Consider the following 14,193-nt stretch of genomic DNA (forward strand, 5'->3'; position numbering starts at 1 on the left):
TGCCCTGCGTGACATGATGGGGGAGAAGCTAACGGCTGAACGGGTCAGCCGTTAGGGAACCGGATCAGGAACTGAGGGTCGCCAGACGGGTGGCGAAGCCGAGGAACAGCAGGCCAATCAGACCATTGCCCAGTTTTGCCAGGCCTTTCTTGTGGTTGAAGAAGTGCGCCAGCATCGCGCCGGAGAAGATCAGCGTGGTCATATAGAGAAAACTGACCGACTCGAGGATCAACGCCAGAATGGTGAACGACAGGCCGGTGTGGGCATAGTCGAAGTCGATAAACTGCACGAAGAACGACACATAGAACAGGATCGCTTTCGGGTTGGTCAGACTGAGCGTCAGCGATTTGCGCAGAATACTGTGGCTGCCTTCAATCTGCTGATGCTGTGCCGCATTTTTCTGGATAAAGGTGGCATAGAGAATTTTTGCACCCAGAAACAGCAGGTAGATCGCGCCGAGAAAACGCACCAGGGTAAACAGGAACGGCGTGGTGCGGATCAGCGAAGCCACGCCGATATAGGCGCAGAAAATCAGAATTGCATCACCGATAAACACGCCCAGCGCGGCGGTATAGCCAGCTCGCACACCGCGTGTCACGCCGGTTTTCAGCACGTACAACGTATTCGGGCCCGGCAGGATGATGATAAAAATCACCCCGGCCAGATAGGTCCAAAGATTCAGGACGCCAAAACTCTCTAACACAATAACCTCTCCATGCGAGGAACTGACAGCCAATAACACTGGCTACACCCGTAGCCGGGCGCGATCCTAACGCCGCAGCGGCGGGTTGGCAACGTAATAAACTTCATGTTGTTTGCCGTATTTCGCCGCCCGTTACACAGGGGTCAAAAAGGGGTTATGGCTTGCGTGCCAGCAGCGTGGCGAAACGCAGCGAAATGCGGTTACCGGCGGCGTCGGTCTTGTGCAGTTGGCCAACCTCTTCGTTGTACTTAAGCACTTCCCAACCGGCGTAATACTCTTTCAGCTCACCCGGTTTAAAGGTGAACGGGAAAGGCAGGCTACAAGGATAATCCGGTGTATCCATCGCCGCGACGATCAGGTTGTAACCGCCGTTGACGGTACTGTCTTGCATGTTTTTCACCAGCGAGGGGATTTGCGCCGGGTCGAGGAACATCAACACCACGGTAGAAAGGATAAAGTCGTATTCGCCGCTGAAGCTGTGGGTGTTGAGGTCTTGCACACTGGCGCGAATGTGCGACAAGCCTTCGCTATCGATGATGCCGTTGAGATTATCAATCGATGGGCTGTGTTTGTCCCAGGCGGTGACGTCGAAGCCTTTCAGGTTGAGATAAAGCGAGTTGCGTCCGCCGCCACAGCCCAGATCCAGTGTTTTGCCAGGCGCGATACGCTGTACGGCCTCGATCACTTCGGAGTGGGTACGGGTCAGTTGGTGTTTCTTGTGGTAATAATCTTCTGGCGAACAATAGAAAGCCAGTTGGCAGGTCATATCATCGGAGAATGAAACGATGCGGTGCCATTGCTGTGGCTCGATAAACGGCGGTTGACTCTCGGGGCTGAACTGCCAGGTTTCGGTTGTTTCGCCCTGTTCGGTCATCAATGCGAAGGTTAATGTCCCGCTCAGCAGCCTGAGTTTGGCCCAGGTGCCGCTCTGGGTGTTGTGCTTTTTCTGGAAACTCTCCGGCAGCGTGGTGCTGTTCCATTCTGGCAGGGTTTTATAACAAAGCAGGTCATTCATAAATCACTCCTTGAGTTCTGCGTTTCCGCATGTAGCGGGCGAACAGAATAATTTTATATGTTGCATATAAAATACATGTTTATGGGGCCGTTGAAAATGCCCAGCAGCATGAAAGGTATAATTTAGAGCTTCAGGTGCATTCGGGTATTGACGGCCCTGAAGCCGAGCCGGGTATATAGCCTGGCTGCCGTTGGGTTATCGTTGAAGACCGCCAACTCGGCATATTCCGCACCGGCAGCCCGTCCTGCGTCCAACACCGCGCTCAGGATTTTCTCACCGTAGCCCTTGCCCCGCCAGGCGGCATCGACTTCAAAATCATAAACGAATAGCTGCTTACCATAGGTGCGTTGTTTGATGTTGTACCAGACGATGGCGATATTCTGTTCTGCTCCCACCCGCCGGGCACAAACCAACCTGTGGTTGGGCGTCGCCAACCCGTTGGGTAACGAGTCGTTGTAGGTTGCCGCGGCTTCCACCAGCGCCTGCTCTTGGCTCAGCGACAGCGAACGCGCCAGTTCCTTGGCGTATTCTTCGATTGCGTGAGCACAGTAACGTTCGAATTCCTGCTGGCTCATGTCCGTGAGTTCAATCATTGGGTTATTCCTTGACGGCTATTTTCCTTTGATGGCCCAGTGCAATGGGCGGATCGGTATATTTAAACTGGATCGCGGCCCGTGGCTGGGCTAACGTCAGTGCAGTTTAAGCTAAAACGATCAGGGAAAAGATGCTAATTCGCCGTTTTATCAACCCGATGACCTTGCGTCCGTTGAGCCTGGCCGCGCTGCTAGTGTTGGCCGGTTGTACCACTAAAACGCCTACCGCGCCGGTGCAACGTCCGGCAGACGTCAAAGCCCAGTTAGTGCGGTTAATGCCGGCCAACACCGCCGATCGCCAGGGCTGGGCCACCGATATCACCGCCGCCTTTGCCGCACAGGGTATTGAACCCAGCGACCAAAACCTGTGTTCGGTACTGGCCGTCACCGAGCAGGAGTCGACCTTTCAGGCCAACCCGCCGGTGCCGGGGCTGCCCAAAATCGCCTGGAAAGAGATCGACCGCCGAGCCGACCAACTGCATATCCCCAACTTCCTGGTGCATACCGCCTTGCTGATTAAATCGTCGAATGGCAAGAGCTACAGCGAGCGGCTGGATAAGGTGCGTACCGAGAAAGACCTGAGCGATATTTTTGATGACATGATCGATTCGGTGCCGATGGGGCAGAAGCTGTTTGGTAGCCTGAATCCGGTGCATACCGCCGGGCCGATGCAGGTGAGTATCGCCTTCGCCGAGGCTCATGCCAAAGGCTATCCTTACCCAATTGACGGCACTATTCGCCGCGAAGTGTTCAGCCGCCGTGGCGGCATGTATTTCGGTATCGCTCACCTGTTGGGGTATCCGGCCAACTACAGCCAGCCGATTTACCGCTTTGCCGACTTCAATGCCGGGTGGTACGCCAGCCGCAATGCGGCTTTCCAAAGCGCAGTCAGCCGGGCAACGGGGATCCCGCTGGCGCTGGACGGCGATGTGATTAACTACGGCACCGACAAGCCGGGCACCACCGAACTGGCCGTGCGCACCCTCGGCAAGCGCCTGGATATGAGTAACTCGTCGATTCGCCGGGCGCTGGAGAAGGGCGATTTACTGGAGTTTGCCGACACCGACCTGTATGAGCGTGTCTATGCTCTGGCGGAGAAATCCACCGGCAAGAAACTGCCACGGGAAATGCTGCCGGGCATTCAGCTGGAAAGCCCGAAAATTACCCGTAAGCTGACCACCGCCTGGTTTGCCAAGCGGGTGGACGAGCGGCGCCAACGTTGTATGACGCGCGCCTCGGCGGGTTAAACCTGTGGGGTACTGATAAACGCAGGATGCCGCTCGGCCTGGGCGGCAAATGCCGCCAGCGTCGGGTGGTTATCGGCGCTAATCAGCCCGGGGAGCATGAGTTGAGTGAAGCTCCAGGCCACCGCCACGCTGACTTCAGCGCTGCCCGTAACCTGAGGTGTTGCGGGGGCTCGCAGCAACTGTTTCTCCAGTTCTGCGTAGGCTGCCAGCAGTTGGCCCTGAACGCGATCCAACCAGGGTTGATGCTGTTTCTCCTGCGGCCGTAACTGCTGCTCATAAACGATCTGCACCGTCTTTTCGCAGGCGGCCAGCGCCAGCCCAGTCAGTTGCAGAGCATAGAGTCGTGCAGCGCCCTGAGTCGGCAGCAGAGCCTTGCCGGTGGGGGCGATGCCGGCGGCATACTCCAGGATCAACGAAGAGTCCATCAGGATTTGATCGTCGGCCAGCACCAGCGTTGGGGCTTTCACCACCGGATTAATGGCTTTGAATTGTTCAAAACCGCGGAACACCGAAATGGCGTGGTGCTCAAATTCGATCTCCAATAATTTCAGACAAATTGCCACCCGGCGCACATAGGGTGAATCCAGCATGCCAATCAGTTGCATCATGTTCTCCTGAGCCTATTCGCCCGATTTAAGTGAATGAATAAACGTCACCAGCCGTTGGGCTACCGTTTCCGGCGCGTCTTCCATTAAAAAATGTCCTGCCTGTGGGATCACCTGCAGCCTGGCACCGGGAATGTCGCCCTGCAAACGGTAGGCGTAACTTACCGGCTGCCACTCATCGTCCTCACCCCAGAGGATTTGCACCGGCAGGCGGAGCTCTGGCAGGCGCTGGGCGAAGTCTTCAGTATAGCGGGCGTCGTAATGGGCGATTTGATGTTGATAAAATGCCGGTTGGCCGACCACACCGACGATCGGTGCCAGATAGTGCTGCAATAGCTCTCCGGACATCCGCGACTTGTTGAACACCGCCATTTTCAGTTGGCGAGCCAGGGTTTGCTCGTGCTGTGACGCGTCCATGACCGCGTACTGGCGATAGCTATTACGGATGCCGCGCCAGGTCGGAGAAGGCCAGGAGTCGTAACTGCAAATATCCGCGATGGTCAGCGAGCGAAAGCGTCGGGAGTGCTCGAACGCTGCACGCAGTGACAATGCGCCCCCAATATCGTGACCAAACACGTGGGCGGAATCCAGTTGCCAGTGGTCCAGCAGGCCGATCAGTAATTCCGCCTGCGCTGCTATTGAGGTGTCTGCCGACAACGGGCGTTCTGATGCGCCATAGCCCAGTAAATCGTATATATAAACCCTGAAGCCCGCTGCCGTCAGGCTGGGTAACAAATCTCGCCAGATGATCGAGTGGGCAGGGGTGCCGTGTACCAACACCAGCGGTTCACCTGCGCCCTGGATGCCGGTGGCAATACGGTGACCCTGAATGATAACTTGCTGATTAAGCAGAGAGGCTAAGTCGTTCATGATGACTCACGGATTGTCGTGTTGTAGACAAACCATACCTACCGTCTTTCCATGACGCTAATGACAAGTTATGGTGATTAAATCCAACTTTTGTCATGGTCTGTTTATGAACCAGCGTTTATCCATTGATGCATTGCGAGCGCTACTGAGCGTGATCGATACCGGTAGCATGACGCGTGCGGCACAACAGCTCAATCTCAGCCAGTCGGCGGTGAGTTGGAAAATCAAACGTCTGGAGGAGCAGTTGGGGCGCAGACTGGTCGATCGTCAGGGCATGACGTTGACCGCCACAGCGGATGGCGAGGCCCTGTTGTCGCATGGGCGGCAGATTTTGCAGGCTCACGATCGGGCATTGGCGCATTTCTCCCCCTCGTTATTGCAGGGCAGGGTGCGTTTTGGCGCCACGGAGCAGATGTCTTTACCGCAGTTGGCGGCCTTGCTGGCGGCATTCACCCACCAACACCCGCAGGTGGATGTGCAGTTGGTCATCGAGCAAAGCCAGGTGCTGCGTAACGCACTGGATCAAGGGACGCTGGATCTGGTGCTGCATCAACAGTTTTGCGATGCGCTGAGCGCAGAAGATGTGGTGCTGGCAACGGAGCGCATTCACTGGTGTGTGCCACCGGGGTGGCGCTATCAGTCAGGAGACAGGGTGAAGCTGGTCAGCTATGGGCCGGACTGTTTTTACCGCCGCCTGGCGGAAGAGCGACTGAGCGCCGCGGGTATTGCCTGCCAGGTGTCGGTGGAATGTCCGTCGGTGGCGGGGATGTTGGCGGCCATTGCTGCCGGGATGGGCATTGGCCTGCTCAATCAGCAGTCTATCGATCGACGGGTGCAGATCGAGACCCGCTTAGAGCGCCTGCTGCCCTTACCGAACGTGGCGCATGCGTTACGTCTGGGGGCCAAGCGGCACCACCCACTACTGCAAACCTTGCAACAGCAGGTGGTGCAGGCTCTGGGGCCAGCCGCCTTTCCCTGAGCAACGGCGGATGGATGCTGATGGGGTTAAGCGCGACGCGGGTTGGTCAGGCCGAAGTTAAAGTGATTACAGCGATTGCAGAACTCCTTCATCACCGGCGGGGTGTCCATCATCGGTACCTTCACTTCGATAAAGGCCAGCCGATCCTGCCGCGAGGCGTGCTCCAGCGCAATTTCCAACTGTTGAGTGGTTTCTACCGCCACGCTGAACGGCGTCGCCTGGGTGTTGAGTACCGCCGGCAGTTTGGCGTAGTCCCACGGCCCAATATCGTTGTATGACGAGTTCTCCCCGAGAATGTAGCGCTCGATGGTGTAGCCGTCGTTATTAATCAGGAAGATAATCGGCTTCTGATCGTAACGCAGCAGGGTGGAAACTTCCTGCGCGGTCAGTTGGAAGGAGCCATCGCCGATAAACAGCAGATGTCGGCGATCCGGTGCGGCCATCATGGTGCCCAACAGCGCCGGTAAGGTATAACCGATCGAGCCCCAGATCGGCTGATTGACCACCTGGACGCCGTCCGGCATCCGCATGCCGCCAATCGCTGCGCCCGAAGTGCCATTCTCTACCACCAGGACATCATCGGCCCGAATAAAGCGTTGCAGGCGCTGCCATAAATAGGCCTGGTCGATCGGGGTTTCGCTCGGCGTCGCCAGCCGATGGCGCGCTTCAGGCAGTGGAGCCGGGTGATAATTTGCCACGCCTTCGCCCAGCGCCAGCAGTGCCTGCAACAGGTCTGCCGTTGCCACTGCCGGGTAAGAAGTGTCACCCAGCTTCACTGAAAACGGTTGAATATCAATTTGCGCGTCGGACGGGATGCGATGCGAGAAATAACCGGTGGTGGAGTCCACCAGCCGTACCCCAAAGCTTAGCACGCAGTCGGCGTGCGCCATGTGTTCATACAGTTCGGGGCGTGACAGATTGCCGCTGTAACCGCCCATCCAACCCGGTGTGGTTTCCGGAATAATGCATTTGGCCGTCGGCATGTTGGTGAGTGGGATAGCGAATTTATGCGCCACGTCGATCACTAACTGCTGTAGCTGAAAGCGATCCACCATTTGGTCGACCAGAATAATCGGTTTTTTCGCCTGTTTGATCCGCGCCAGCAATGCCATCGCCGCCAGTTGAACATTATATTTGTCGCTGGCCGGCAATTGCGGCGGGGTTATCACCTGAGTAATTTCAATTTCCACATCACAGATATCGGAAGGTAATTGTAAATAAACCGGTTTCTTTTCCGTCCAGGCACGGGAAATAACCCGGGGGATTTCCACCGCCGCATTTTCCGGTGTAATTAATGCCTGGGCGACGGTGAATTGTTTAAAGCAGTTCATCACGTTATCAAAGTTACCGTCTGCCAGCGTGTGGTGCAGCAGCAGATGGTTTTTCATTGCGTGCAGCGGCGGGGTGCCGGACAGGCAGACCACCGGGGCAGATTCGGCGTAGGCACCGGCAATACCGGACAGCGCGGCCAGATCGCCGACGCCGTAGGTGGTGATCAGTGCCCCGGCACCTTTTAGCCGTGCATAGCCGTCGGCCGCATAGGATGCATTCAGTTCATTGCAGTTGCCGATGAACTCAAGGTTGTCCTCCTGTTCAATCAATTCCAGCAGCGCCAAATTATAGTCGCCGGGTACGCCATAAATACGATCGATGTTCAGGGTGCGGAGCTGCTGCAGGATGAAAGCTCCAATAGTGATTTTCATGTAATTCTCCGGATTTTTTATCTTTCTTTTATCAGGCAGAGAACAGCAAGTTAATTGCCGACGATGTTGTGTAGAGAACCTTAAAATAACGCTGGACCCGTACAGTCAGGGGGGCGCTGGTTAGCTTTAACAATTATTTAAACTATCGGCTTGTTCAAGTTGAGGTGGCTGTCGCGGGGGCGGGTGATTTGTATTCCCGGGTTTACGTTGTGACTAATCGGTATTAAAGGTGGGGTTATCGGCGGTGGTATTTTTCATTGAATGTAATAGAGATGTAAAATCTGGCTTGTGTCGCCAGTTCATAGCGTGCTGGGTGAGTGCCCGGTACTTTTGCTCGCGGATTAAATGGCTACCGGTCATCTGCCCGTTTTTGATGGCACCGACCTCTACGGCAGTGATGTAACTGCATATTTACAGCAGTGCCAGGCGACAGAACCCTTAGCGTGGCAGGAGCGCCGGTAAAACGGCTTTTCAGTCCCGATTAAAAACGTGATCGCCGTTACATTAGCTTGCCGGGCGGCAGTAAAGATTCCGCTACACCTGGTGAAGGAAAGAAGTTTTACCGTATGCCAGCTAACCGCTAGCGCCCTCTGCGCTGACGGCACGATTGCGGAGTTTTCTGACAGACGCTGCACTGAGGGAAGAGTAGCCTGTGCGCCGCAAACCGCCTTTCCGCCTGACGGCAGCTAAACTTAACCAAGTGACAACGAGTAAGAAAAACTGGCTGGATAAATAAGATACAGCTTGATCTTGAGTAGGTGATAGGTAAGAATCCCCGGCCTTATTTTTTACAGGAGTTTGATAATGCTTTTTAAACGGACCGTTTTGGCTTGCACAGTGGCGCTGCTATTTCCTGCACTACCTTCTTACGCTGAGGTTGGTGCCGAAAATAGCAATGCCGTGCAGGCTGAAAAACCGGGCCTGTGGCAGCGTTTCACCCGTAACGTGGCGGAAACCTGGAACAATTCACCAAATAAAGATCTCTATGTGCCGGCGATTACCTGGCATAACCGCTGGACCTACGATCAGGAAAAAATCGACTCCTACAACGAGCGCCCCTGGGGCGGTGGTTATGGCATCTCGCGCTACGACAGCGACGGTGACTGGCATGGTCTCTATCTGATGGTATTCAAGGATTCGTTCAATAAGTGGGAACCGATCGGCGGTTACGCTTATGAGAAGATCTGGCGGCCGCTGGAGGACAAGGATTTCCGTTTGGGTCTGGGCTTTACCGCCAGTATTACCGCGCGCGATAACTGGAATTACATTCCTATACCGGCGCCGTTGCCTCTGGCCTCTATCGGCTATAAACAACTGACCTTTCAGGCCACCTATATTCCCGGTACCTACAATAACGGTAACGTGTTCTTTGGCTGGTTCCGTTGGCAGTTCTGATCGCCGGCGGGTCGTTCATTCTGCCACCCCCAATTCTCCCTGTCGTGCGTTTCCCAGCCAGAAAATTACCTGAATTCTGAAAAAATCGCTGCATTGTCAGATAAAAGGAACTTGTCGCGGGTGGTGGCGTCCGAAGAGGTGACCCAGCGCATTGCGCTTATTGCACACGATATACCCACCTGATTTCTCCCGCCGCAGAGCCAGGGGAACCAGGCAGGGATGGCAAGATAAACAGGAGTTTTACCCCATGAACACCAAGCATCGTTTACTGTTGGCGCTGACATTGACCACCGCTATGACCTGTGGGGCGGCTCAGGCTGCCGGATTGATGGATTCCCTGAGCAGCGCAGCCGGTGAGCTGAGCAAGTCAGGCGACAGCACGGGTGGCACTTCACTGTCCTCGCTGACCGGCTTGCTGAACGGTGGCGATAAAGCGCTGAGCTCCAGCAGCATGACCAATGCCGCCGGTATCCTGCAGTACTGTGTGAAAAACAACGTACTGTCAGCCAATGGCGTTCAAGGCGTGCAAGACAAGCTGTTGGGCAAATTGGGCATCAGCAGCACTGAGAACGCCAAGAGCCAGGACTACCAGCAAGGGCTGGGCGGTTTGCTGAAAACCGGCGAAGGCAAGAGCCTGGATTTGAACAGCCTGGGCACTTCGCAAATCACCGAAAAAGTGAAGCAAAAAGCCTGTGATCTGGTTCTGAAGCAGGGCGCGTCCTTCATTTCCTGATAACGTAAACGGCGGTTGCTTATGCACCGCCGTTTTTAATTTGTATAAGCTGAAAAAATGAAAAAAATTCTGATGGTCTCCCTGCTTGCAGGGATGGCGATGCTACAGGGCTGCACCATGAAATCCAACGATGCGCCACCTCCACCGCAGATGAAACCGATCGGCATGGCCAACCCAGCAGACGTTTATTGCACCGAGATCGGCGGCAAATTGAATGCCAAACAAAATGCCAACGGCCAGTATTCCACCTGCACCTTGCCTAATGGCCAGGAAATTGAAAGCTGGGAACTGTTCCGTCGTGACCACCCGGTGAAGAAATAAGCGCTCGGGTTAAAACTCACGATCGCTGATCGGCTGGAGCCGCACGCTGCCGTCCGTTTGCGTATTGAGCGGCAGCCGCCAGTCCAGATGGCTGCTGAGGGTGAAGGGCCTGGAACGGAAGTTACAGCCGCTTTTGATGTTTCTGATCTTCATGATGTATTCGCCGGCCGGATTGGTTTTGATATTGAAACTGCCGGCAGCGGGAATAAACACTTCAGCCAGCTGTTGTGGCTGGCCGGGCGTTTCCAGTTTGACCAGCACCGGAAAATCGTTGTTTTGATTGTCCAGTGTCAGCTGCTGCAAGCGACCGCTGTTTTTGTGCTCTGGTTGATGCAGGTAACCGGCCGACGCGGGCCAGGGTTGTCCGGCATTGTCATGCAGCGGGCCTCCGCACTGTTCGCGAGCCTCGCGCAGCGGCATTTCACGCTGGATGGCCCGGTTGTAATCCGTGGGGGTGATCGAGACAAACTCATCGTCATTTTGATGGGCACGCAGATAGCGCTTGGTGCTGAACACCCCAACGGCAATCAGCATAAAGAAGATAAAAATCGTCAGGCGACTCCTGAATATCCCGCCAAACAGCCTGCCCGGCAATTGAAACAGCCACTTCACTAATTTTGACAGCATCTTTTTCCCTTAGCGCCCAAGCCGTTACGTTCTGCGGTAACGTTGCCTGCCTCAGTATAGCCAAATCGTTCGCCAAGAGGTGAGCGTCTCATGAAATTCCCGTGTTTACCCGCTTCCTTCTTCCAGCAACAGCAGCAGTAAATGCCCACAACGACGGCAACCACAAAACTCAGCAGCCCAGCCCTGTTCTCGAATTATTTGTACGTTTTTGCACGTTTGTGTACATTGGTGATCACTTGTTCGCCAGCGAGAGGCAAAATGTCCAAACTGTTACCCAACCAACGTCATGAGGCGATCCTCACCACGCTGCAACAGCAGGGGCGTGTGCTGGCGGTTGAAATGGCGGAGCGTCTGAATACCACCGAAGCGACCATTCGGCGCGATCTGCGCCAGTTGGCGGCACAAAACCTGTGTAAACGCATCTATGGCGGAGCACTGGCCCCCACACCGGCAACCGGGCCGATCGGGGATCGGCTGCATTTGAGCGGTGATGAGAAACAGGCTTTGGCGCTGGCCGCACTGGCGCTAATCGAGGAAGGGCAGGTGATTTTCCTCGATGCCGGTAGCACCCATCTTTATCTGGCCGATCTGTTGCCCCCTGACCAGCGGCTGACGGTGGTGACTAACGCGCTGAGTATCGCCGCTAAAATGCTGGAAAGGCCGGGGATCCGCGCTATTTTAATTGGCGGTGAACTGGATGCCGACATCGGCGGCTGTGTCGATGCCAAAGCGGTGCAGGAAATTGACGGTTTTCATTTCGACATCGCTTTCACCGGCATCTGCGCTTACGACCCGGCCAGCGGTTTCTCGGCGTTGAATTATCAGGATGCCCAGTTCAAGAAACGCCTGTTGACGCGATCCGGTAACGTAGCGGTGCTCTGTACCGGCGACAAATTGAATACCTACGCCCCCTACAGCTTCCTGCCTGCCAACCGCGTCGATTATTTGGTGACGCCGCCTGGCCGACATCCACAGCTCGAACAGCAGGTGACCCACAGCGGTGGCAAGGTGCTGTACAGCGACTCATCAATTGGAGAGTGAAATGAAAATAGCCCATGTTGCCCTGTGGACCCGCGATATTGATGCCCAGGTGGCGTTCTGGCAGCGTTACTTTAACGGCGTGGCCGGAGAATTGTACGTTAGCAAAAACCGCCCGGGTTTTGTTTCCCGTTTTGTCAGCCTGGCTAGCGGTCCGACGCTGGAGATCATGGGTTTACCGGCGTTGCTACCGGCGGATCAGGCCGAGGAACGTGTGGGTTGGGCGCACATTGCGCTGTCGTTAGGCGACGAGGACCTTGTCGACCAGTTAGCGCAGCGTGCGCAGCAGGAGGGGATCCTGCAGGCGCCGCCGCGCTGGACCGGCGATGGTTTTTACGAAGCGATCATCCGCGATCCGGACGGCAACGCCATCGAAATCACCGGCTGATCACTCTTCTTCAATGATGGCGAACTGCTGCGCCAGATAGTCGAGCAGCAGCCGCACCGCCGGCAGTAACCCACGGCGTGACGGGTAAACCGCGTGCACCACGCCGCCCTGTGGCTGCCAGCCGGGTAACAGTTGCACCAGTTCCCCACGCAGGATGTTATCGCGCATCATCATCGAGGGCAGTTGCACAATACCGGCACCGGCAATCGCGGCAGTACGCAGCATCAGCATGTCGTCAGTCACCAGCCGTGGCGTGTGTTCCCACTCCACTTTTTCACCGTCCGGCCCGGTCAATTGCCACAGGTGCTGCGCGCGTGCGGGACCAAGATCGAGCGTGGGATATTTATGCAGATCCTCTGGCCGTTGTACCGGCCCGAGGGTGCGCACCAGTGCCGGGCTGGCAGCGACGCACCAGGTACGCTGCGCCAGGATCTTCAGCACCAGATCGCTGTCTTCCAGCGGCGGCGGCCGCACGCGGATCGCCAGATCCAACCCTTCTCCCACCACATCTACCCGGCGGTTGGTGGCATCCAGATGCACCGTGACTTTCGGGTAATCGGCCATAAAGGCCGCCACCATACTGCCGACCCGGGTATGCAAGATCGCTACAGGACAGGACATACGCACCGTACCGCAGGGTTCGGCGCGGGTTTGTTCGATCGCCTGCTGCGCCGCATCGGCTTCCACCAGCATCGCCTTACAGTGTGTGTAGTAGTTCTGGCCGACGTCAGTGACGGAGAAACGTCGCGTAGAGCGCTGGATCAGGCGCACACCCAGACGTTCTTCCAGCAGCGCCACGCGGCGGCTCAGTTTGGACTTCGGGATGCCCAGCGCACGACTGGCGGGGGCGAATCCCTGATGATCGACCACGCTGGCGAAATAAAACAGATCGTTCAAGTCGGTGAACATCGCCCGTCCTTATCGTTCTATAAATAGAACGCTGAGTGTACATCTTGCCTACTACTGCAGCAAATGGCGTTGGATTAAACTTCTGGCATCAACCTAAGGTCGTGAGACCTGAAACAGGAGTTCAAGATGAAAAAGATCCTCGGTATTTACAACAGCCCTGAAGCCCACTGGGTCGGCAACGGCTTCCTGGTGAATTCGCTGTTCTCCTATAACGATCTGGGGGCGGAAATGAGCCCGTTCCTGCTGTTGGATCATGCGGCGCCAACCAAGTTCCGCTCTGCTTCCGGCACCCGTGGCGTTGGCCAGCACCCGCATCGCGGGTTTGAAACGGTGACCATCGTCTACCAAGGGGAAGTCGAGCACCGCGATTCCACCGGCAGCGGCGGGGTGATTGGCCCTGGTGATGTGCAGTGGATGACCGCCGCCTCAGGTATTTTGCACGAAGAGTTCCATTCCCGGGATTTCTCGCGCAATGGCGGCACCATGGAAATGGTCCAGCTGTGGGTGAACCTGCCGGACAAGGACAAAATGGCTGAGCCGGGTTACCAGACGCTGTTGAATGCGGATATCCCGGTGGTTCCACTGGCAGACGGCGCAGGGCAGGTTCGGGTGATCGCCGGTAGCTTCGGCGATGCAGCCGGCCCGGCACGCACCTTCAGCCCGCTCAATGTCTGGGACATGAAGCTGAACGCCGGTCATACCACCACGTTGACAGTGCAAGAAGGCCATACGCTGGCGCTGGTAATGCTGCACGGGGCTATTCATGTTAACGGCGAGGAAGTGGTGCGTGAAACCCAAATGGTCAGGTTTGACCGGGCGGGGGATTCAATCACCATCGAAGCCAACAACGACGTCAGCTTGCTGGTACTGAGCGGTGAGCCAATCGACGAGCCTATCGTCGGCTATGGCCCGTTTGTCATGAACAGCGACGCGGAAATCCAGCAGGCTTTCCATGACTTCAACGGTGGCAAGTTCGGCAGCATGGCGGCAGAGCACGACGTCGGCTAAACCCATCCATACCCGAGAACCGATCCGGTAAAATAATGCCGGATCCGGTTCTACACTTT

The 14,193-nt window shown here is 56.1% G+C and carries 16 protein-coding genes; 8 read left to right on the forward strand and 8 right to left on the reverse strand.

The window, feature by feature from the left end; translation table 11 throughout:
- Positions 1 to 64 precede the first annotated feature (64 nt).
- The 3 genes from leuE to QOT07_RS04715 form a co-directional block, all read right to left on the reverse strand.
- Positions 65 to 703, reverse strand: coding sequence for a leucine efflux protein LeuE (leuE, locus tag QOT07_RS04705; protein ID WP_085115370.1), 639 nt, complete (start codon positions 701 to 703; stop codon positions 65 to 67).
- A 154-nt stretch (positions 704 to 857) separates the two neighbouring features.
- Positions 858 to 1,718: an SAM-dependent methyltransferase TehB gene (gene tehB, locus QOT07_RS04710; RefSeq protein WP_283602641.1), complete on the reverse strand. Its 861-nt coding sequence runs from the start codon at positions 1,716 to 1,718 to the stop codon at positions 858 to 860.
- A gap of 122 nt (positions 1,719 to 1,840) precedes the next feature.
- Positions 1,841 to 2,311, reverse strand: a complete 471-nt coding sequence (locus QOT07_RS04715; RefSeq protein ID WP_283602642.1) for a GNAT family N-acetyltransferase — start codon at positions 2,309 to 2,311, stop codon at positions 1,841 to 1,843.
- 131 nt (positions 2,312 to 2,442) lie between these two features.
- Here QOT07_RS04715 and QOT07_RS04720 point away from each other — a divergent pair, with 131 nt between their 5' ends.
- On the forward strand, positions 2,443 to 3,558 hold the full coding sequence (locus tag QOT07_RS04720) for a DUF1615 domain-containing protein (RefSeq protein ID WP_262209234.1): 1,116 nt from the start codon (positions 2,443 to 2,445) through the stop codon (positions 3,556 to 3,558).
- On the opposite strand, the gene QOT07_RS04725 is transcribed toward QOT07_RS04720, so the two are convergent.
- Positions 3,555 to 4,163, reverse strand: coding sequence for a glutathione S-transferase (locus QOT07_RS04725; RefSeq protein WP_207976507.1), 609 nt, complete (start codon positions 4,161 to 4,163; stop codon positions 3,555 to 3,557). The two genes, QOT07_RS04720 and QOT07_RS04725, sit on opposite strands and share 4 nt — an antisense overlap.
- Positions 4,164 to 4,178: 15 nt before the next feature.
- Positions 4,179 to 5,036, reverse strand: coding sequence for an alpha/beta fold hydrolase (locus tag QOT07_RS04730; protein WP_262261512.1), 858 nt, complete (start codon positions 5,034 to 5,036; stop codon positions 4,179 to 4,181).
- A 67-nt stretch (positions 5,037 to 5,103) separates the two neighbouring features.
- On the opposite strand from QOT07_RS04730, the gene QOT07_RS04735 reads away from it, so the two are divergent.
- Entirely contained in the window at positions 5,104 to 6,012 is a 909-nt protein-coding gene (locus tag QOT07_RS04735) for a LysR family transcriptional regulator (RefSeq protein WP_262261370.1), read from the forward strand.
- A 26-nt stretch (positions 6,013 to 6,038) separates the two neighbouring features.
- Here QOT07_RS04735 and QOT07_RS04740 read toward each other — a convergent pair whose 3' ends face one another.
- On the reverse strand, positions 6,039 to 7,715 hold the full coding sequence (locus tag QOT07_RS04740; protein ID WP_099064891.1) for an alpha-keto acid decarboxylase family protein: 1,677 nt from the start codon (positions 7,713 to 7,715) through the stop codon (positions 6,039 to 6,041).
- An 804-nt stretch (positions 7,716 to 8,519) separates the two neighbouring features.
- Between QOT07_RS04740 and pagP the strand changes: the two genes are divergently transcribed.
- From pagP to QOT07_RS04755, 3 genes are all read left to right on the forward strand, one after another.
- On the forward strand, positions 8,520 to 9,110 hold the full coding sequence (pagP, locus tag QOT07_RS04745; RefSeq protein ID WP_099064890.1) for a lipid IV(A) palmitoyltransferase PagP: 591 nt from the start codon (positions 8,520 to 8,522) through the stop codon (positions 9,108 to 9,110).
- Between the two features lie 247 nt (positions 9,111 to 9,357).
- Complete coding sequence (locus QOT07_RS04750) at positions 9,358 to 9,843, forward strand: YjjA family protein (protein ID WP_219015499.1); 486 nt, start codon at positions 9,358 to 9,360, stop codon at positions 9,841 to 9,843.
- Between the two features lie 57 nt (positions 9,844 to 9,900).
- The gene (locus tag QOT07_RS04755; RefSeq protein WP_085115377.1) at positions 9,901 to 10,164 is read left to right on the forward strand and encodes a putative hemolysin; all 264 of its coding nucleotides are present in this window, start codon (positions 9,901 to 9,903) and stop codon (positions 10,162 to 10,164) included.
- Between the two features lie 9 nt (positions 10,165 to 10,173).
- Here QOT07_RS04755 and QOT07_RS04760 read toward each other — a convergent pair whose 3' ends face one another.
- Complete coding sequence (locus QOT07_RS04760; protein ID WP_283602643.1) at positions 10,174 to 10,791, reverse strand: hypothetical protein; 618 nt, start codon at positions 10,789 to 10,791, stop codon at positions 10,174 to 10,176.
- A 258-nt stretch (positions 10,792 to 11,049) separates the two neighbouring features.
- On the opposite strand from QOT07_RS04760, the gene QOT07_RS04765 reads away from it, so the two are divergent.
- A complete protein-coding gene (locus QOT07_RS04765; protein WP_283602644.1) occupies positions 11,050 to 11,832 on the forward strand; it encodes a DeoR/GlpR family DNA-binding transcription regulator in 783 nt (260 codons plus the stop codon).
- A gap of 1 nt (position 11,833) precedes the next feature.
- Complete coding sequence (locus tag QOT07_RS04770) at positions 11,834 to 12,217, forward strand: VOC family protein (protein WP_099064886.1); 384 nt, start codon at positions 11,834 to 11,836, stop codon at positions 12,215 to 12,217.
- Here the strand turns inward: QOT07_RS04770 and QOT07_RS04775 are convergent, their stop codons facing one another.
- Complete coding sequence (locus tag QOT07_RS04775) at positions 12,218 to 13,126, reverse strand: LysR family transcriptional regulator (RefSeq protein WP_261427450.1); 909 nt, start codon at positions 13,124 to 13,126, stop codon at positions 12,218 to 12,220.
- A gap of 126 nt (positions 13,127 to 13,252) precedes the next feature.
- On the opposite strand from QOT07_RS04775, the gene QOT07_RS04780 reads away from it, so the two are divergent.
- Positions 13,253 to 14,134 (forward strand): pirin family protein, encoded by an 882-nt coding sequence (locus tag QOT07_RS04780; RefSeq protein ID WP_283602645.1) that lies wholly within the window; start codon positions 13,253 to 13,255, stop codon positions 14,132 to 14,134.
- Positions 14,135 to 14,193: the final 59 nt, after the last annotated feature.

The sequence above is a fragment of the Serratia proteamaculans genome (genome assembly GCF_949794035.1).
In the GTDB taxonomy this organism is placed as follows: Bacteria; Pseudomonadota; Gammaproteobacteria; order Enterobacterales; family Enterobacteriaceae; genus Serratia; species Serratia proteamaculans.

Bases quoted from the DNA above. Each gene is read 5' to 3' on its own strand.
- QOT07_RS04770 (WP_099064886.1), top strand. From the start codon at position 11,834: ATGAAAATAGCCCATGTTGCCCTGTGGACCCGCGATATTGATGCCCAG.
- QOT07_RS04780 (WP_283602645.1), top strand. From the start codon at position 13,253: ATGAAAAAGATCCTCGGTATTTACAACAGCCCTGAAGCCCACTGGGTC.
- pagP (WP_099064890.1), top strand. From the start codon at position 8,520: ATGCTTTTTAAACGGACCGTTTTGGCTTGCACAGTGGCGCTGCTATTT.
- QOT07_RS04765 (WP_283602644.1), top strand. From the start codon at position 11,050: ATGTCCAAACTGTTACCCAACCAACGTCATGAGGCGATCCTCACCACG.
- QOT07_RS04760 (WP_283602643.1), bottom strand. From the start codon at position 10,791: ATGCTGTCAAAATTAGTGAAGTGGCTGTTTCAATTGCCGGGCAGGCTG.
- QOT07_RS04775 (WP_261427450.1), bottom strand. From the start codon at position 13,126: ATGTTCACCGACTTGAACGATCTGTTTTATTTCGCCAGCGTGGTCGAT.
- QOT07_RS04740 (WP_099064891.1), bottom strand. From the start codon at position 7,715: ATGAAAATCACTATTGGAGCTTTCATCCTGCAGCAGCTCCGCACCCTG.
- QOT07_RS04715 (WP_283602642.1), bottom strand. From the start codon at position 2,311: ATGATTGAACTCACGGACATGAGCCAGCAGGAATTCGAACGTTACTGT.
- QOT07_RS04750 (WP_219015499.1), top strand. From the start codon at position 9,358: ATGAACACCAAGCATCGTTTACTGTTGGCGCTGACATTGACCACCGCT.
- tehB (WP_283602641.1), bottom strand. From the start codon at position 1,718: ATGAATGACCTGCTTTGTTATAAAACCCTGCCAGAATGGAACAGCACC.
- QOT07_RS04755 (WP_085115377.1), top strand. From the start codon at position 9,901: ATGAAAAAAATTCTGATGGTCTCCCTGCTTGCAGGGATGGCGATGCTA.
- QOT07_RS04735 (WP_262261370.1), top strand. From the start codon at position 5,104: ATGGTGATTAAATCCAACTTTTGTCATGGTCTGTTTATGAACCAGCGT.
- QOT07_RS04720 (WP_262209234.1), top strand. From the start codon at position 2,443: ATGCTAATTCGCCGTTTTATCAACCCGATGACCTTGCGTCCGTTGAGC.
- QOT07_RS04725 (WP_207976507.1), bottom strand. From the start codon at position 4,163: ATGCAACTGATTGGCATGCTGGATTCACCCTATGTGCGCCGGGTGGCA.